Raw genomic sequence first — 17951 nt, forward strand, 5'->3', positions numbered from 1 at the left:
TTACGCTCCAACATATTACGTGTGAGGCTCACCTTGCCGATACTCCCCCCCATGACACGTAGGTATTTCTTTGCTATGATACACGCCAGTTGAGCACCTCACCTCTTATTCTACATAAGGAGATCCAACATGCGGAGAGTTCTATGCCCCCTCGCTCTGACATTCTTTGCGCTCACCCTTGGGGTGACTCCGTTTGCTCTGGCTGCACCTGAGCAACAGAACAAAATGAAGGCCTGCAACGAACAGGCAAACGTGAAAGGGTTTGGCGAGGGAAAAGGCGATGAACGGAAGGCGTTTATGAAGGAATGCCTTTCCGCCAAATCGGGGAAAGGTGGAGGCGGCAAGGAGACTCAGCAGAATAAAATGAAGACGTGCAATAAGGAAGCCGGCGATAAACAACTGAAGGGCGACGAGCGGAAGAAGTTCATGAGCGACTGCCTATCTGCATAAGCTGGAGTTACCCGGCGCGGCATCATGCCGCGCCGAGCTGACTCCATCCAACATACAAACTGACTGTACAATCTTCTATTGGCGGCGCGGTTCACCGTGATTTTCGAGCTTCTTCCGAAGCTCAATCAATTCCTGCTCTAATGCGATGAAGCGGTCACTGATGGGGTCCGGGAGATCAACTTGATCCATTGTGGCATCGGGCAAGCGCTCGCCCTGGGATTTGATGACGCGGCCTGGAACACCGATCACCGTTGAATTGGCCGCAACATTCTTCAAGACAACCGAATTGGCTCCAATCTTAACATTGTCTCCGATCGTAATCCCCCCAAGGATCTTGGCCCCTGCACCCACCACTACATGATTACCAAGCGTCGGATGCCGCTTACCACGTTCTTTTCCTGTTCCTCCCAGCGTGACCCCTTGAAAGAGCGTCACATAGTCACCAATTTCTGCCGTTTCCCCGATCACCACGCCCATGCCATGGTCGATGAAAAACCCCGTCCCGATCTTGGCGGAAGGATGGATCTCAACGCCGGTGAGCCAACGAGCCAACTGAGAAATCGCTCGTGGCAAGAAAGGAACGCCGATGGACCTGAGCCGGTGAGAAATACGATAGGCGAGCAAGGCATGAAAGCCTGCGTACGTGAGAATGACCTCCAGCTTACTGGTCGCTGCCGGATCTCGATCAAAGACCGCCTGAAGGTCCTGTTTGATGTGCGTCAACATCGGCGGTACATCCGACGGCACTAGGCCGGCTCGATCAAACAGACTGCGTGGGCGATCATCCCCTCCTCATGCCCTACTGCGTCTAATCCTTCTCCGCTCTTCACCTTCACATTCACTAGTCCAGGAGCAACACCGGCAGCTGCGGCGATAGACTCCTGCATCGTCGAGAGATGCGGTCCGAGCCTTGGCGCTTGAGCCACAATCACCGTATCAATATTTCCTACTCGATAGCCTTTCGTTGTCAGCTTTGACATCACGTCTTCCAATAACTTGAGGCTCGAGATGCCTTTGTACCTGAGATCAGAACTGGGGTAATGCCGCCCCAGATCTCCCTCTCCCATTGCTCCCAATAAGGCATCGCAGATGGCATGGACCAGCACATCGGAATCAGAATGACCGAGCAGGCCTTTGCCATGAGGGATTTCAACACCGCCAAGAATCAGCTTGCGCCCAGGTCCCAATGGATGGACATCATACCCATATCCGATACGGAATCCCTTGCTCATCTTGTCCCTTTCCTAATCCCCCAACTGACGAGAAGCGAAGATGGCCTCACCGATCACCATATCTTCAGGCCGTGTCACCTTGATATTCTCTCCACTCCCTTCCACCACCACAACCGGGTGCCCAGCCCACTCGAACAGGAATGCGTCATCGGTGGCATGCACTCCTTCCGCATGGGCTTTGCGATGGGCGTTCAACAACCAATCGCGTCTGAAGGCCTGCGGCGTCTGAGCCAGCCAGAGGGGTTTCCTATCAATCGTCCGTTCAATCCGATGCTCTATTCCAACCTGCTTGACGGTATCACGCATCGGCAATGCGATGATCGCTCCTCCTTCTCGGCGCGCCGCGTCAACCACCTCACTCACCATATGCTCCGTCAGAAACGGGCGTACCGCATCATGCACTACCACAAGCTGCGTGTCCTCCGGCACATGTTCCAGCGCATGTCGAACTGAATCCTGCCGCTCCTTTCCACCGGCCACCACCCGTCTGATTTTTGAAAATCCAAATCGTACGGCAAGATCATTCAGACAATAATCGAGATCGGCCTGCGGCACAGCCAAGATGATTTGATCGATGACAGGAGAGCGCTGAAGTACCCGAAGCGAGTGCACGACCAAGGGTTCACCGCCCAAAGCCAAAAACTGCTTGGGAACGGCGCCACCCATACGAAGGCCGCGTCCGGCGGCAGGAACAATGGCCACGGCTAACTGGGTCTGACGAGAAAGCGGGTCTGTCTGGTCCATCTGGTTTGCCGGTTCATGCGGGTGGCATCATGCAACCAAACCCACGAGATAGAGCAGATAGATCATCTGAACCTGCGCAGATCATGGACGAAGCGTAAGATAAATCGTCCGCCCCTGCCGTTTGAGCAACAGCAGCACCGCTTGATCTTTTGGCAGCTTGTTGGCAATCCGTTCAAACACCTTCACTGAGGTGACCGTTTGACGGTTCACCTCAAGCACGATATCACCTTCACGCACACCTAATTCTTCAGCTGTACTGCCTGGCTTCACTCGAACGATCACCGCTCCACGCTCGCTCGACTTCAATCCATAGCGACTGGCCAACTCTTCGTTCAGGTCACGTACGTCAAGGCTGGACAGTATTCCCGTCGGCGTCGCTGAATCTCCCCCATCTTCTTCGCTGCTTTGCGACATCGACTTTGGCTGCTCGACGATGGTGAGGTCGATGGTCTTGGCCTTCTTGTCCCTGATAATCTTGACGACTACCTTTTTCCCAACCGGTGTCTGTGCCACGGCATTACGCAAATGCGTCGGCGAATCCATCGGCTTCCCGTCATACTCAACAATGACATCGGCTCGCTCGAAACCGGCTTTCTTGGCCGGACTGTCATCCATGACATCACTGACGAGCACACCCTTCGTTTCAGTAATTCCAAACTGCGACGCCAATTCCGGCGTCAACTCCTGGATCGAGACTCCCAACCACCCACGTACAACTTTCCCGGTCTGTACAAGTTGCCCCATAATCGACTGAGCCATATTGCTCGGCACGGCAAATCCGATCCCCATATTGCCGCCGCTCTGACTGAATATGGCCGTATTGATCCCTACCAGTTCACCCCGGACATTCACCAGGGCTCCCCCGGAGTTTCCAGGATTGATCGCGGCATCGGTCTGGATGAAATCCTCATACTCAGCAATACCAGCAGCTCGTCCAAGTGCACTGACGATCCCCAGCGTGACAGTCTGTGTGAGTCCGAATGGATTGCCGACGGCCAGGACGAACTCTCCCACTTCTAACTTGTCCGAATCGGCCCACGGGACGCTCGGAAGCCCCGTGGCTTCGATCTTCACGACCGCCACATCCGTCTTCGGGTCGGTGCCGATCAACTTAGCTTTAAACTCACGTTTGTCCGAAAGGGTCACGCGGATCTCATCCGCCTTGCCGACGACATGGTTATTCGTAATGATCAACCCGCTCGACTCGACAATCACGCCAGACCCTAATCCTCGCTCTTTCTTCTCCTTGGGATGTTCGAACTTCCGAAAAAACTCGTCACCGAAAAACTTTCGAAATAGCGGATCGTCGAACGGGGTGGCACCAGACCCTTCCCCACGCCCACTCTTCGTCGCATAGATGTTGACCACCGCCGGCTTCACCGACTTGGCAATGTCCACGAATGTTTGGTTGCCCCCGCCCAGGATGGGCTGCGGAGCCGTCGAGACCGGTCTGACGACAGGAGGCGGTGGAGGCGCAATAGACGATGAATCAGGCACGGCATGACCATTTGATAACCATCCAAGGTCTGAGGCTATGACAAACCCAATGATGATCCCAGCCGTCAACAACGCCGCTGTCACAACCCAGCTTTTCTTTCCCTGTGGGGGCTTGGGACTGGACTCGAATTGATTCATAGTATTCATTCGATTTTATCCGTAACCGTGGGAACACTCACTGAATCGCGCCGCTGTAAATTCCCATGATCGTCTGGAGAAATTTAATGGCCTCTGCTTTAGGCCGTTGGAACGAGTTTCGACCGATGATGCTGCCAAACCCTCCCCCATCCCGAATCCCTCGAGCCTCTTCGAATACATTCTTATCTTCGCTCTTGGCTCCACCGGAGAAGATCACGATCCGACGCCCGTCGAATGAACTCTGCACCACATGCTTAACCCGCTCCGCCAGCGTCTTGATTGGAACTTGCGTGGACTCGTACACTTTCTTCGCCGCCGCCTGTTCCAAATGTGCAGTCGGTAACTTCACCTTGATAATGTGTGCACCTAGTTGTGCCGCGATCTGTGCCGCATAGGCCACGACATCCATCGCCGTCTCACCTTCCTTACTCAGTGCTGACCCTCGCGGATAAGACCACACCACGACAGCCAGGCCACTGGCCTTGGCCTCTTCTGCAATGGCTTGCAGTTGCTCGTACATCGCGCTGCAATGGGCGGACCCGGGATAGATCGTGAAACCGACGGCCGAACACCCTAACCGAAGAGCATCGTTCACACTGCCTGTGACAGACGGCAGCGGATCCTTGTCGTCATGCAACACATCATGATTATTGAGCTTGAGAATGAGGGGAATCTGCCCCGCAAACTCACTCGCTCCTGCTTCCAAAAACCCGAGCGGTGCCGCATAGGCATTGCAACCAGCATCGATGGCGAGTTGAAAGTGATAGTGGGGGTTGTATCCGGATGGATTCGGTGCAAAACTCCGAGCCGGACCATGCTCAAATCCTTGATCCACCGGGAGAATGACTAGCTTGCCGGTCCCAGCCAATTTCCCGGAACGCAGCATGCGGGCGATATTCGTCTTTGTTCCGGCATTGTCGCTACCATACCAACTGAGAATCTCTTGAACCCGATCTCCCATAATTCCCTCCAGACAGCTCCCACAGGTCAAAATGATGCGTGATTAGGCTTTCCCATGAATGTACGCCTCAGCCTGCTCGACATCGAGACGACTCCCGATGATCAGCGACACGCGCTGGTGTAATTTTTTAGCTTCAACGTCCAAAATTCTCGTCGTGCCGGTTGAGGCCTTCCCCCCAGCCTGCTCAACGACCCACGCCAGTGGATTCGCCTCGTAGAGCAGTCGCAGCTTCCCTTCAGGCCTATCGACTTCCCCTGGATAGAGATAGATTCCCCCTCCAAGCAACAGGCGGTGCACATCGGCCACCAAACATCCGGAATACCGCGCACTGTAGGGGCGCCCCGTCGCCTTATCAGTGACTTTAAGCGAATCCAAATACTTTCTTATTCCATCAGGCCACTTGTTATAATTCCCTTCATTGGCGGCATAGACCTTGCCCTTTTCAGGAATCCTCATTCGCTCGTGCGACAATAAATACTCACCGATATCAGGATCCAAGGTAAATCCATAGACGCCTTGTCCAACGGTGTACACCAACATCGTGCTCGACCCATACAGGAGATAGCCAGCTGCAACTTGTTCAGTTCCTCGGCGGATCAAATCGGCTTCTGTCGGTAATCGATCCGTTCGGCCGTACTTGAGCACGGAAAAAATGGCCCCGAGCGGCATGTTGTTGTCCGTATTGGACGATCCGTCCAGGGGATCGAAGAGCAGCATATACTTGCCATGCGGCCAATTATTCGGCAGCGAGAGCGGATTTTCCATTTCTTCCGAGGCCAGAGCGCAGACATGTTCGCTAGCTTGAAAGACCTTGACGAAGTCGTCGTTCGCGATGGCATCCAGCTTCTTGACGGTCTCTCCCTGGACATTGGTCTCACCGGTCGTCCCAAGGATATTGATCAACCCTGCACGCCGAAGATCTTGAGAAATCAGTTTACCGACCAGGCCGATTTGGGTTAACAGACTGGAAAACTCTCCAGTCGCACCTGGATACGATGCCTGACTCCGAATGATAAACTGACTCAATGTGGTGGGAAATTGTCTCATCCTGCGGCTCAGTATAACGGGTTTATCCTGCGTGAACAACAACCTCCTGTTCAAGACCCCGGCTTCACACTGCCGACTCTGGACCAACCATCAACGAGGTCGGCGACAATGGCCCCAAGCACGACTTTCGCTTTCATCCGAACCGGAGTCTTTCGTTCATCATTGGTGACCCAGACATGAATATCCCCTTTATTCATGAAAAGACCGTGAAACGGCATAATCACTCGCACTCGTACCGTCTCCACCCTTCCCCAGCCCCCTTCAAGGGTCTCGATTCCTTCCACCCGGACCTCAACCGGCCGGTTTTTCTTATCATGATACACATTCATCTTGAGTGAGGCTCCCGGCTTGGGTGGCAACATCGCACGTGTATAATAGAGACAGGATATGATGTCGTGAGTCCCGGTTGGAATGGACAGTGATTCGGTCGTTCCCCCTCTGACGGCGGTAACCGTTCCTTCCTTTTGGTGAAACGTGTATTCGATATCTTCTTTCTTTTTTCCTTCGCGCCGACGAAAGGTCAGATGCCCCGGCGTGAGCGTGTCCAAATCCAGTTCCGACTCCACTCGATTGTCCACCGGAAAGAACTTCGTGATGATTGGCGTGGACTGCGCCGTCCCAATCAACTTGGCGGTGGAGGAGGTACTCCCTCTCTCTTCCGTAGAAACCACCTCCATCACGGCGATGGCAGCAGTCAGATTGAGCCAGGAAACCTCGTAGGTCAGCCGTTCTCCAACGATGAAGGGACGCGCTGGTTCACCCAATCCTTCGGCGGCAGTTGTCTCAAGGGGAACCAAGAGAGTCAACAAAACGGCCCCTATAGCGGCAGGACAACCGATGCTGGTACGGAGACGAGCAAGACTAATCCACGTAGAGAGGGATTTCAGCACGCAAACGATCGTTTGGCCTCCCTCAGCTCCTCTTCGATGAGCACTCGAATGGCATTGAGTTGGTCGGAAGAGGTCGCTTCAAATCTCAGCACTAAGGCCGGTTGAGTATTGGACGCCCTGATGAGGCCCCATCCATCATCGAATATCGCACGGACCCCGTCGATCGTGATCAGATTTCTCAGTGCCAGTTTCTTCGGGCCAAGCCCCTGTTTGGTCTTCAGGTATTCCGTGAATTTGTTACGAACCCGCTCCACCACATCAAACTTGATCGTGTCTGGAAGATCCACTCGGATCTCAGGCGTGACGACCGACTGGGGCAGATCAGACACTAACGCTGAAAGCGGCTGCTGAGCTTTCGCCAAGATTTCCACAAGTCGACAGGACGCATACACGGCATCGTCATACCCAAAATACCGATCCGCAAAAAACATGTGCCCCGACATTTCACCAGCTAAGACGGCCGACTCCTCCTTCATCTTCGATTTGATCAACGAATGACCGGTCTTCCACATGATGGCACGCCCACCCCGCTTGGCAATGTCGTCATACAGGCTCTGTGACGCTTTCACTTCGGAGATGATCGTGCTTCCTGGTTTGAGCGCAAGAATGTCCCTCGCATAGAGCACCAATAAGCGATCGCCCCACAACACATTCCCCTGCTCATCAACGGCGCCAATTCGGTCTGCATCCCCATCGTAGCCGATCCCCACATCCGCTCGATGATCCTTCACTGCTTGCATCAGATCGGACAGATTCTCAAGCACCGTGGGATCCGGATGATGGTTGGGAAAATGCCCGTCCAGATCGCAATAGAGTCCTGTGACCTTGCACCCCAGTAATTCAAGCGCTTGCTTGGCGACAAGAGATGCCGCGCCGTTCCCGCAATCGATCACGACGTGGAGTTTCTGTGCCTTAACGTGCGGGAAACTTTTCTCAATGTACTTCAGATAATCCGGAATAATGGGGTGCTCAGAAAGATGCCCATTCCCCGTGCTGAACACACCCTGTTCCATGACTCGCCGAAGCTCTTGAATCTCTTCTCCATGGATCGCCGTTTTCCCAAGACAGATCTTAAAGCCATTGTACTCCGCCGCATTGTGACTCCCGGTGATCATGATGCCTCCGCCGACCGGAAGGGTAAATAACGAGAAATACACCAGCGGAGAAGAGCATATTCCGATATCAATGACATCCAGCCCTCCGGCTAACAGCCCGTGAAGCAACGCTTTCCGCAACGCGGGGGAACTGAGACGACCGTCACGGCCGACACTGATCGTCTTGACTCCTCGTTTGCCTGCATAGGTGGCGTACGCAAGCCCCACCCGCTCAGCTAACTCCTCTGTCAGTTCAGTGCCGACAATTCCCCGAAGGTCATATTCGCGAAAGAGTGCCATGGGCCTCCTAGGATAATGTTCAAGTCAGAAGGTCATCAAGTCCGAAGTTTTTGGATGTAGCGGTGACACCTTGAGGGCGATCCAACTTCCGAGTGTCAGTGATTTGTCCGGCCGTAATCATCCTTGAAGCGGACGATATCATCCTCGCCAAGATACGGACCATTCTGTACCTCGATGATATGCACGGTCTCACGCCCTGGATTCTCCAGGCGATGCCGCGTCTTCACCGGAATCGCCGTACTCTGCCCGACCTGCAAGTCAAAAATTTCTTCCCCTCTGGTCACGCGTGCAGTTCCAGCGATCACCACCCAATGTTCACTGCGCTGATGATGCATTTGGAGTGAGAGCCGCCCACCCGGGTTAACGGTGACTCGCTTGACCTTGAACCCCGAACCTTCTTCCAGCACCGTATACGTTCCCCATGGCCGCTGAACCGTCAGATGCTCGAGATGCTCGGGTGCTTTCTGCTGTTTCAGAATATCGACAATTTTCTTCACATCCTGCGCCCGCGACTTCGGACAGACCAACGTCGCATCCGGCGTATCCACCACGACCATATCTTGTAATCCGATCGTCGCAACAACCCGCCTGTCGGCATAGACAATCGAACGGCGACTTTCTAGGTCGACCACTCGCCCCGTCGTCACATTCCCGGCCTTATCTCTCGAGGCCACTTCATCCAAACTTCCCCAGCTCCCGACATCCGACCATTTGAACGCCACCGGAATCACAGCCGCCTTTGGCGACCGTTCCATCACACCATTGTCGATGGAAACCGGTTTGATGGATCGATAGAGGTCTTCAATGTCTGACTTCGGCGCTTGATTCACCCGAAGTTTCTGAATTCGAACCATGGCTCTGGCAATGGCAGGCTGGTGACGACGAATCTCTTCCAAAATCGTCGCGGCCCTCCAGATAAACATCCCGCTGTTCCAATAATAGTTGCCGGCCTTAAGATACTGCACCGCCTTAGCAAGGTTAGGCTTTTCCACAAATTGGTGAACCGAGAAACCCCGCAACTTCCCGCGTTTCCCCAGCACAACCTTGTCATTGGGCTTGATATATCCATAACCGGTTTCCGGGCGAATCGGCTTAATCCCGAAGGTCACCAAGAAGCCCGCTGCTGCTAATTGACAGGCCAGTTGAACCGCCGCTTCGAAATCTCGCTGACCGGTGACCACGTGATCGGCAGGAACAACCAACATCATCGCGTCAGGATCGCGCCGCTGTGCTTCCAGCGCAGCCAAGGCAATAGCGGGGGCCGTATTCCGGCCTTCCGGTTCCAGCACAAACCCGTCGGCAAGATCCTCTTTCCAATCGGCCAATTGCACACGAATAAGATCGGCCTGTGCCGCGTTGGTCGAAATCAAGACGTTGGCTGCCGGAGCACAGCCAAGCACACGCCGCATGGTCTGTTGAATCAACGTATATTCGCCGCCAATTCGCAGAAGTTGCTTAGGGAACAGGTGGCGACTCAATGGCCAAAATCTCGTTCCGCTCCCTCCGGCCATAATCACTGGGAATAGCGAGCTAGTCGTCTCCATACGTTCTCCTCAGCGTCGACGGTTACTGGGTTTCAGCTTGTCACGAGACAGTAGAATCATCTCCACAAGCTCTCGTACCGCCCCTTCGCCACCCTTCTGCCGGCAGATGTAATCGACGACCTTCAACACCTGGGGAAGGCCGTCTGCAGGAGCTGCTGAAAATCCAACCGCTTTCAAGGCTTCGATATCATTGACGTCGTCACCAATGTACGCCACTTGTTGAAGCGAGAGACTGTGTCGTGCAGCCATCTCTCGGATCACCGAGAGCTTATCCAGCACGCCCTGATGGAGCTCAGGGATGGCAAGCTTTTCCGCCCGCCTGGCCACCAATCGCGTTCGCTCTTGAGTCACAATGGCCGTAATGAGCCCTGCCTTCTGCAAGAGTTTGATTCCCATCCCATCGCGGGTGTTAAATTTTTTCCATTCGTCGCCCGACTCGGAATAGTACATACCAGCATCGGTGAGAACTCCGTCCACATCGGTAGCAAAAAGACGAATCCCTTTGAGGACGTCGGGAGACGGCCGCCGCCTTGAAGACTTGCCTGTTGTGGGTTTACTCGCCAAATCGAAGAGGCCTGCTTAGGTGGACTTCTATTGAACCTATCATACCCGACGGGCAGAACATTGCAAAACAAAAACACTGCCCACCGATCCTGCGTAACATAAGGCTCGTTCAGAGACTTCGGCCTCATACGTGCGAACAACTCCGACCAGGACCTCAGCTGGAACAATCACGTCGGCACATCTCCCCGTGAAAGCTGAAAAGGCCTTGGTGAAAAAGCTAGGTCTCGTGCGGCATCGCCATGATCAAATACCAAGTCACGGTTCATGCGTTCGGCCATTTCCGCCGTCCAATTGCGGTATCGCGGCAGCCGACGAAGTACCGTCACCGCCAGACGGAAGAGCCATCGGGGAATTGTTACGGCCTGCGGGCGTTTACCAATAGCGGCAAAGATTCGACAGACCATCTCCCGGTAGGACAAAGTTTCGCCGCCTGAGAGATTATATGCCCGATTCCCAGCCACAGGCACCGTGAGGGCTGACACGCAGGCCATTGCAACATCCTCCACATGCACCGGCTGACGCAAGCCATCAGCCTGTCCCAACAACGGGAAAAATCCCCATCGATGTGCAAAACAGGCAATCTCCGTCACATTCTTGTCCCGCCCAAACCCATAGATCAACGTCGGGCGTAAAATCACCCACTCAACTCCGTGAGCCTCTGCCCACGTACGCAGCGCCTGCTCACCGGCCTGCAGTCCTCGCACCAGCGCCTGTTCGTCCTCATCTGGCGAAGCCTTCTTTGCGAGAAGGCTCGTCGATGACAGGGCCACCACTCGACGAGCACCGCTCGACCCTATGAGCGGAAAATACTCCGGCAGCACCCAAATCGGAGCGACACATACCCATTCCGTGATGGATGGAACTTCACGAGAGGCAACCACAGAAGGCGAGAGCTGCAACCACGTCACCGTTGACTCAGCGTTGCCAGCATGTGCAGACCTGGAGAAGGCAACGATCTGGCGGCCACTTTCCCTCAGCTGCCGAATCGCGCATTCACCGACAAAACTCTGTGCCCCGAGCACACCGATCTTGGACGATTCATCCACGTTGAATCCCAAGATACCGCAAGGTGGACAATGCGAAGTGATATGAGGCGATGATACCAAAGCGCAGCCAGATGCCTAACGCCACCAGCCACATCAATGGGCCTGGGTACTGATGTTGAAAAAACTTGCGATAAAACCGCATCATCCCACGATGCTTATGCCATTCGACAAATATAGGTCGAGAACGGCTGCACACCCCTTGATCATGCACGACTCTCGCATCGGGCACGAACATGATTTTCCACCCCTTGCGCCGTAACTCCATGCACAAGTCAAGATCTTCACAGTGCAGGAAATAGCCTTCATCCCAGGATCCGACATCTCGCATCGCCTCACGACGAACCAACATACAGGCACCGGATATTGCCTCGACCTCAATAGGCTGAATCGGCAACGGTTGCTTATGCAGGTGAAAATCAAGAAACAAGCGTGGCCATCGAGCTGCCAAACGAGACAACCCAAATGCTCGCACAAGAGATCGCCAAGGCGTGGGAATAGCCCGCCGCCCCCCCACTTGTTCCGATCCATCGGGATTCATTAGTAAAGCACCCACCATTCCCACATCTGGATTATCGTCTAGCACCCGCATCAGATGCTTCACTGAGTCCGGTGTCAGCATACAATCGGGGTTAAGAAAGAACAGGCGACTGCTAATGGAATGTTCAGCCCCGATATTGCAAGCCGCTGCAAATCCAAGATTTTCTCGATTACGAATAATCTTTAACCTTTGATCACCAGGAAACGCTGTTGCAAGCTTTGCTAAACTATCGTCGCTTGAAGCATTATCGACCACAACCACTTCATCCACCTGACTCAAGGCAGATGAGGCGCAGGCCCCAAGAAAGTCACCCGCATTATAATTTACGGTTATCAATGATACGGTATTGGACATTGATCGTGTCTTAAGATTGCTTGCTCCGCATGGTGATGCGGGGAATGACCCGCCAGAACTCAGCCTGGTCAGCATCTTGGTTTCTCAGCAAACCCCGCTAGACCTTTGATTAAGACCTAGAACACGCTAGGCCTACGCACGTAACCAGCAGGCTGGCGTGTAAAGACTATACAGGGGAACTAGGGGGAGAACTACTTTTCACTTCAGGGTATGACGATGATTCCACTTGTGCTCTTCAGCTTGGTTTGTTTACTCAGCGACCAACTGCGTTGCAGTTAGCCTTTGCACCTTAGCCACATACTCCAAATTAACAAACCCATAACATCCAGGCGTGTCGGTAAATTTCAGTTTAGCAAGAGCGCGCCGCACATCCAGGAAGGTCTTCTCCCCAGCCTGTACATGGTGGCAACCGATGTTGAGGAAATACTCTCCGCCAACGACGTGTGAGCGCCAATGCAGCCGCACGAGCACGCATTCGCCGGCCGCTGCGGTCAGGTAAGGGCCTTCTGCCATTTCCGAGTTGGTTCCCGCAATGTAGGTTCCGTCCACCGATACCAGCGCGAAACCAAAGGAGACTCGCTCTAGGCTCTCTCGAAAATGCAGTTTTACCAGCAACTCGACCTCCGCATGCTTGGGGATCTCAGGCGGATCGATCATGTCGCCGACCACAATCTCAAAATCAACCAGCCCGACCGCTCCGCTGCCCATTCTCGTTTCATGCGGGTTGTACGCAGCCCTACTCGCCGTGTAATCCGTCGGGTCCGATGTCAGAATGTGCCGCTGTCCGACTACGACACGGCTCTTCACTTCAGCCGGTTGCTCAAGCGAATCGACCGTTTCCTGGCGAGGCACCTGATTACCGAACAGCAGTGCATGATAGTGCGTGACAGCCTCGGAGATGGGACCGACATGCACCACCCTCCCTGCATCAATGACCACTCCGCGGTGGCAGATTCGGAGCAGCGTATCAGTTGCATGTGAAACGACCAGAATGGTCTTTCCCTGCTCCATATATGCCCGGATCTTTTGATAGCACCGATGCTGAAATCGCGAGTCGCCGACACTCAGCGCTTCATCAACAATCAGTATTTCAGGATCGACGTGAATCGCTGCAGCAAAGGCGACACGAACATACATGCCAGACGAGTATGTTTTAACCGGCTGATCAAAGAACTCCCCGATATCCGCAAACGCCTCGATCTCCTGCATACGCCGAAGCATCTCGCCACGCGCAATCCCCATGATGGCACCGTTGAGAACCACGTTCTCTCGCCCGGTAAATTCTGGATTGAAGCCGGCCCCCAACTCAAGAAGAGCAGAAATGCGTCCATTCACGACAACCTCACCATGAGTTGGTTGCATCACCGAGCAAATGATCTGCAATAAGGTCGATTTTCCCGATCCGTTGCGCCCAAGGATGCCGACGATCTCCCCGCGACAAATATCGAAACTCACGCCCTGCAGGGCCAAGAACTCTCGATGATACTGCTTCCGAAATGGGTGTAGTGCTTCGATGAGCCGCTCTTTGGGGGAGGAGAATAGCCGAAATTTCTTCGTGACACCCCGAACGGAAATAGCAATTTTGCTCTTCACAAATAGCAGCTCACATCACGTCCGGGAATTCAGGCTTCAGGCGGCGGAATGTATAGCTGCCTATCATAACGACCACTGAGCCAACCAACCAAAAGTAGATGGTTTCCCCAATGCCAGGCCATGTAGTGGTGTCAAAACTCAACAGCCCTCGATACCCCTCAACGATGTAGTAAAGCGGGTTGAATGCCAATAGCTTTCGATACTGTTCCGGCATAATCTCAGGCGACCAGACAATCGGTGTGATCCAGAACCACATGTTAAGAATGATGGCCAGCCCGTGACCAATATCGCGATAAAATACCTGAAGCGCAGCGAGCAACCATCCCAGACCCAACAGCAAAACACAACTGCAGAAAAAGAAATACAGAACCGCTAGCTGCTCGACGCGAAATGAAATCCCGTAGAAGATAAGCAGACCTGCCAAGATGAACAGGAAAATGGCATGAGGCACCACCCCCGAGACAAGGTACACAAACGGCAGTATTTCCGTTGGGAACACTGTTTTTTTGACGAGATGTGAATTACTGGTGATCGACTTCGTGATCGCCTGCAGCGTTTCGTTGAAGAAGAACCATGGAACTAATCCGCAGACAAACCAGAGTATAAACGGAGCGTTCTCCGGACCTTGCGCCCGGAAACCGATCGCAAAGACAAAATAAAAAATAACGACGATCGCGACTGGGTGGACAAATGCCCATAATATGCCCCCCATAGTTCCAGCATAGCGAGTCTCTAGATCTCGCAGGGCCAACGCCCAGATCATTGAGAGGTGACGGCTAACAACATTGCAGGACAGATGGGAAGATAAAGACCTGAAACTCATTTGCCGTTCGCATTGCTCGGCACTGCCCTAGGATGGACGCTTTCTACAAGCGCTGTGGTGACACCGCTAAAACCTAATTCTTCGCAAAGGGCATCTAACCTAGGTGCAAATATCACCTTGATCTGATTAATCATGTGATAGTGCCACGACTTCAGCACATTGACGTGATCCCCTGGGCTCCCTTTGCGAAAATGCTTTCCTGTTCCCACCGCCGATATCCTCGCCTCACGCATTGAATTCAGACTTGAACTGTCAACAAGGCCACCAAGTAACTCATCAGTAAGCTCTACATTCAGAAAAGCAGCCAGCCGTTGGATTTCGCGGTGCTTGTTTTGAACGAGACTGTCATAAACCATAATATGACAAGGGTATTCTTTGGAAAATTGAAGAATCTCCTGAGTCTGGCGCAGATAGTACCCGAACCCGTGCCAATTGAAATGTTCCGATGTTGCCCCGGACAGCAAGAGGGCGATCCCCTCATCTTGGCCCATTTGCGAAAAGTAACCTGCCGTATGTGTAGCATAACCGATTTCGGCATCCACATCATGAGCAAAATGAAAATACTGGGATACTGCCAAGTCATAGATATTTCGAATCAGGAAAATGGGCCGAGCATGGGCCTCAATCAATCGCGTCTTGACAGTGTGGCTTGGCACATTGTGCCAGATAAAGAATTTTCCGCACTCGAAAACAATCGGGCCTGCGCTTTCGTAATCAGAACCAGCCGACATAGTCGGAGCGTTTATTTCAAGACCCGTGAGTTTTGCGACGATATGCTCCAACAATTTCGTCCCGGACTTGAATACCGTAGCGACAAATACGGGTCGTACATCCTGCCATCCGGGAAAGAGCGTCGGCAACGCGACGTTTAACGGAACGTCACGACACTCCAGTATATCCCGGCCATTTTTAGCAGGGCTTATTGGGACAAGTCGTTCTAAAGTCTGCGCCATTTTCAGCTCAATCATGTGACGCTGCGAGGCCAGCGCAGATGCCGTGGCCTGGGCCATTTCCGCCATGCTCTGCTCGACAACGGAACGCTGTGCCTCGAGCTCAAATGTCATAGTCTTGGTCGCAGCCTTGATATGCCTCGTTAATCTCCATACCAGTGCCATGAGGGCAAGAACCCCCGCTAGGAAGAGTAGCTCAATCGTTCCGCTCACAATTTGTACCCTAACTGCCGGAAGCTATCTTGGGCCTCCTGACTTACCAATTTTTCAAAAGCCTCAACTTTCCAGTCTGGCCATTCAGCCCTTAGGACTTGAGGCAACACGCGAAGCTTCATCTCCCCTCGAAACGGCGTCCAGACCCAATCATAGATCAAGTCCAGCAAGCGTTCATCGTATTTGATACGCCCGTGGGTGATGTAGTCGATGATCTTGCAAAATACTCCGCGATCCGTCACCACCTGTTCGATGGGAATCTGCTGGATTGGCATTTTCGAGTCACTCGCAACGTCATTCATCTTCCACATACCCTGATATGTGGTCCAGATTTCGATATCCTCTTTCTCGTAACGTCTGAGTTTAAGCCGCTTGAAAAGTTCGTGATCGCAGCCGTGAATCCATTCATGATCGAGCGGCCCCCCCTCCCCTCCCAACATTCGCATATTTGTAGTGCGCCAGCGCACGTGGAAAAATAACCACGCATATGGATGGCGGGTAAGCTGTACAACCCGTACGATATCCGGCCAGGCATCCAGCAATGCATGCATCATAGTCGGCCGGTAGGAATAGCAGTCTCCGATAGCAGTGTACGTCATACCTACATCAGCCATAAAACGCGTAAACTTAATGAGGTCTGGACGCTGCGCTCGTGATCGCTCTTCCGGAAAGTATTTTGGACGAGAGCCTTCATTGGCCAAATATGCCATGATTTCAGGGTTAGCATTGAGTGCCTTAACAAACCAGGCAAACCAGTGATCCGCACCATAGCCCCAGGATGTCACGTAAAAGACATGACTAAGAGCATCCTGAACCGCATCTTGAGTAATGGGCTTTAGCATCCTGTCGCTCCAGTATTTGCATAACATGAATGTTCAGCGTGGCAGGGCCATCGCGTAGCGTCCCCGGGCACGCAGCAGATCCTTCTCGCCTTCCGGATCTAGGGCATCAGCCCCACGAGGCCCTCGCAGTTCGAGCCAGGTGAGAACATCTTGGGCCGTAACAGCCAGCGGCCTAAAGCATAGACCTGTGGCAACCGCATGTGTATTGTCTATCGAATAGAGGTGCGCCATGGATGGGGATAGATCACTCCATTCGGCAAGATCCAACCAGCGCTTACCGGCTGAACTCGTGCGCAGGAATTCTGCATCCACCCAAATTGTGCGGGCATCGCTCCCAGCGGAAGACGTCAATTGCTGCATTAACTGGCTGGCTGATATAGGCTGTTCGGGCCCGACAACATTGAAAATCCCTGCGCGCTCTTCTTCAAGCATGCGGACGATCCACTCCGCTGCATCGCGAACATCTATGATCTGCCACACCTGATCGGGAGAGCCAGGGACCAGCATCGCCCCACCTGCAGCTGTCCGCCTCACCCAATATGTGAACCGATGCGCCTGATCATAGGGTCCCACTAGACAACCGGGACGCACGATCAGCGCACGATTGCCGTAAATCTCTTGGACGGCCTTTTCACAGGTGGCTTTGAGAGGGCCATACGTTTCCGGCGTCAATGGCGGATCAGATTGCGCGGCTTGAAAGATGGTTGCAGCACTAGAATAGCGCTCATTAACACCTCTGACACTAAAGTCCGCATACTGGTTGACACTCGAAATGAAGGCGTAGAGGGGAGTATGTGGATATAATACTTTCGCCGACGCTGTCACTTGCCGAGGGAAATAACCGCAGGTATCAACCACAGCATCCCAGGCCCTACCCCGCAGAGGCAATAGATTGAGATTACGGTCGCCGCGCAATTTCTCAACTTCTGGAAACAACCGCGTATTGCTCAGGCCACGGTTATAATGAGTAACGTGATGACCTCGCGATAAAAACACCTCCGTAAGGTGCCTACCCAAAAAAACCGTGCCGCCCAGAATCAGTATTTTCATACAACGCTTTGTGGTTCGGCCATGGAGTACCATCATCATTGATGGCCAGCTGAGCCCCGCGAATGGTCGCCTCGCACACAG

Annotated in this window: 18 protein-coding genes; 1 reads left to right on the forward strand and 17 read right to left on the reverse strand. The window is 53.4% G+C overall.

What is annotated here, in order from left to right:
- Positions 1-129 precede the first annotated feature (129 nt).
- On the forward strand, positions 130-450 hold the full coding sequence (locus tag COMA1_RS09210; RefSeq protein WP_090747297.1) for a PsiF family protein: 321 nt from the start codon (positions 130-132) through the stop codon (positions 448-450).
- A 75-nt stretch (positions 451-525) separates the two neighbouring features.
- Here COMA1_RS09210 and cysE read toward each other — a convergent pair whose 3' ends face one another.
- From cysE to COMA1_RS09295, 17 genes are all read right to left on the reverse strand, one after another.
- Positions 526-1176, reverse strand: coding sequence for a serine O-acetyltransferase (gene cysE / locus COMA1_RS09215; RefSeq protein ID WP_090748821.1), 651 nt, complete (start codon positions 1174-1176; stop codon positions 526-528).
- A gap of 20 nt (positions 1177-1196) precedes the next feature.
- The gene (gene ispF / locus COMA1_RS09220; RefSeq protein ID WP_090747300.1) at positions 1197-1682 is read right to left on the reverse strand and encodes a 2-C-methyl-D-erythritol 2,4-cyclodiphosphate synthase; all 486 of its coding nucleotides are present in this window, start codon (positions 1680-1682) and stop codon (positions 1197-1199) included.
- A gap of 12 nt (positions 1683-1694) precedes the next feature.
- On the reverse strand, positions 1695-2426 hold the full coding sequence (ispD, locus tag COMA1_RS09225) for a 2-C-methyl-D-erythritol 4-phosphate cytidylyltransferase (RefSeq protein WP_090747304.1): 732 nt from the start codon (positions 2424-2426) through the stop codon (positions 1695-1697).
- An 81-nt stretch (positions 2427-2507) separates the two neighbouring features.
- Positions 2508-4070, reverse strand: a complete 1563-nt coding sequence (locus COMA1_RS09230) for a DegQ family serine endoprotease (RefSeq protein WP_090747306.1) — start codon at positions 4068-4070, stop codon at positions 2508-2510.
- 28 nt (positions 4071-4098) lie between these two features.
- Entirely contained in the window at positions 4099-5022 is a 924-nt protein-coding gene (locus COMA1_RS09235) for a class I fructose-bisphosphate aldolase (protein WP_090747309.1), read from the reverse strand.
- Between the two features lie 42 nt (positions 5023-5064).
- A complete protein-coding gene (gene fbp, locus COMA1_RS09240) occupies positions 5065-6069 on the reverse strand; it encodes a class 1 fructose-bisphosphatase (protein ID WP_090747312.1) in 1005 nt (334 codons plus the stop codon).
- 50 nt (positions 6070-6119) lie between these two features.
- Positions 6120-6959, reverse strand: a complete 840-nt coding sequence (locus COMA1_RS09245) for a DUF3108 domain-containing protein (RefSeq protein WP_176697964.1) — start codon at positions 6957-6959, stop codon at positions 6120-6122.
- Entirely contained in the window at positions 6953-8353 is a 1401-nt protein-coding gene (locus COMA1_RS09250) for a phosphomannomutase/phosphoglucomutase (RefSeq protein ID WP_090747318.1), read from the reverse strand. Before COMA1_RS09250 ends, COMA1_RS09245 begins: the two co-directional genes overlap by 7 nt.
- 95 nt (positions 8354-8448) lie before the next feature.
- On the reverse strand, positions 8449-9897 hold the full coding sequence (locus COMA1_RS09255; RefSeq protein ID WP_090747321.1) for a mannose-1-phosphate guanylyltransferase/mannose-6-phosphate isomerase: 1449 nt from the start codon (positions 9895-9897) through the stop codon (positions 8449-8451).
- A 9-nt stretch (positions 9898-9906) separates the two neighbouring features.
- Positions 9907-10461, reverse strand: a complete 555-nt coding sequence (locus COMA1_RS09260) for a KdsC family phosphatase (RefSeq protein WP_245630971.1) — start codon at positions 10459-10461, stop codon at positions 9907-9909.
- 167 nt (positions 10462-10628) lie between these two features.
- Positions 10629-11507: an NAD-dependent epimerase/dehydratase family protein gene (locus COMA1_RS09265; RefSeq protein ID WP_090747324.1), complete on the reverse strand. Its 879-nt coding sequence runs from the start codon at positions 11505-11507 to the stop codon at positions 10629-10631.
- Complete coding sequence (locus tag COMA1_RS09270; RefSeq protein ID WP_090747327.1) at positions 11500-12399, reverse strand: glycosyltransferase family 2 protein; 900 nt, start codon at positions 12397-12399, stop codon at positions 11500-11502. The genes COMA1_RS09265 and COMA1_RS09270 overlap by 8 nt, the downstream gene beginning before the upstream one ends.
- 249 nt (positions 12400-12648) lie before the next feature.
- Complete coding sequence (locus COMA1_RS09275; RefSeq protein WP_090747330.1) at positions 12649-13992, reverse strand: ABC transporter ATP-binding protein; 1344 nt, start codon at positions 13990-13992, stop codon at positions 12649-12651.
- Positions 13993-14002: 10 nt separating this feature from the next.
- Positions 14003-14755, reverse strand: a complete 753-nt coding sequence (locus COMA1_RS09280) for an ABC transporter permease (protein ID WP_176697965.1) — start codon at positions 14753-14755, stop codon at positions 14003-14005.
- 56 nt (positions 14756-14811) lie between these two features.
- Entirely contained in the window at positions 14812-15978 is a 1167-nt protein-coding gene (locus COMA1_RS09285) for a sulfotransferase domain-containing protein (protein WP_090747337.1), read from the reverse strand.
- The gene (locus COMA1_RS09290) at positions 15975-16820 is read right to left on the reverse strand and encodes a hypothetical protein (protein ID WP_090747340.1); all 846 of its coding nucleotides are present in this window, start codon (positions 16818-16820) and stop codon (positions 15975-15977) included. Before COMA1_RS09290 ends, COMA1_RS09285 begins: the two co-directional genes overlap by 4 nt.
- Positions 16821-16853: 33 nt before the next feature.
- A complete protein-coding gene (locus COMA1_RS09295) occupies positions 16854-17870 on the reverse strand; it encodes an NAD-dependent epimerase/dehydratase family protein (protein ID WP_176697966.1) in 1017 nt (338 codons plus the stop codon).
- Positions 17871-17951: the final 81 nt, after the last annotated feature.

The organism is Candidatus Nitrospira nitrosa, assembly GCF_001458735.1.
Taxonomy (GTDB): Bacteria; Nitrospirota; Nitrospiria; order Nitrospirales; family Nitrospiraceae; genus Nitrospira_D; species Nitrospira_D nitrosa.

Bases quoted from the DNA above. Each gene is read 5' to 3' on its own strand.
- fbp (WP_090747312.1), bottom strand. From the start codon at position 6,069: ATGAGACAATTTCCCACCACATTGAGTCAGTTTATCATTCGGAGTCAG.
- COMA1_RS09250 (WP_090747318.1), bottom strand. From the start codon at position 8,353: ATGGCACTCTTTCGCGAATATGACCTTCGGGGAATTGTCGGCACTGAA.
- COMA1_RS09270 (WP_090747327.1), bottom strand. From the start codon at position 12,399: ATGTCCAATACCGTATCATTGATAACCGTAAATTATAATGCGGGTGAC.
- COMA1_RS09280 (WP_176697965.1), bottom strand. From the start codon at position 14,755: ATGATCTGGGCGTTGGCCCTGCGAGATCTAGAGACTCGCTATGCTGGA.
- ispF (WP_090747300.1), bottom strand. From the start codon at position 1,682: ATGAGCAAGGGATTCCGTATCGGATATGGGTATGATGTCCATCCATTG.
- cysE (WP_090748821.1), bottom strand. From the start codon at position 1,176: ATGTTGACGCACATCAAACAGGACCTTCAGGCGGTCTTTGATCGAGAT.
- ispD (WP_090747304.1), bottom strand. From the start codon at position 2,426: ATGGACCAGACAGACCCGCTTTCTCGTCAGACCCAGTTAGCCGTGGCC.
- COMA1_RS09210 (WP_090747297.1), top strand. From the start codon at position 130: ATGCGGAGAGTTCTATGCCCCCTCGCTCTGACATTCTTTGCGCTCACC.
- COMA1_RS09235 (WP_090747309.1), bottom strand. From the start codon at position 5,022: ATGGGAGATCGGGTTCAAGAGATTCTCAGTTGGTATGGTAGCGACAAT.
- COMA1_RS09230 (WP_090747306.1), bottom strand. From the start codon at position 4,070: ATGAATACTATGAATCAATTCGAGTCCAGTCCCAAGCCCCCACAGGGA.
- COMA1_RS09290 (WP_090747340.1), bottom strand. From the start codon at position 16,820: ATGCTAAAGCCCATTACTCAAGATGCGGTTCAGGATGCTCTTAGTCAT.
- COMA1_RS09255 (WP_090747321.1), bottom strand. From the start codon at position 9,897: ATGGAGACGACTAGCTCGCTATTCCCAGTGATTATGGCCGGAGGGAGC.
- COMA1_RS09295 (WP_176697966.1), bottom strand. From the start codon at position 17,870: ATGAAAATACTGATTCTGGGCGGCACGGTTTTTTTGGGTAGGCACCTT.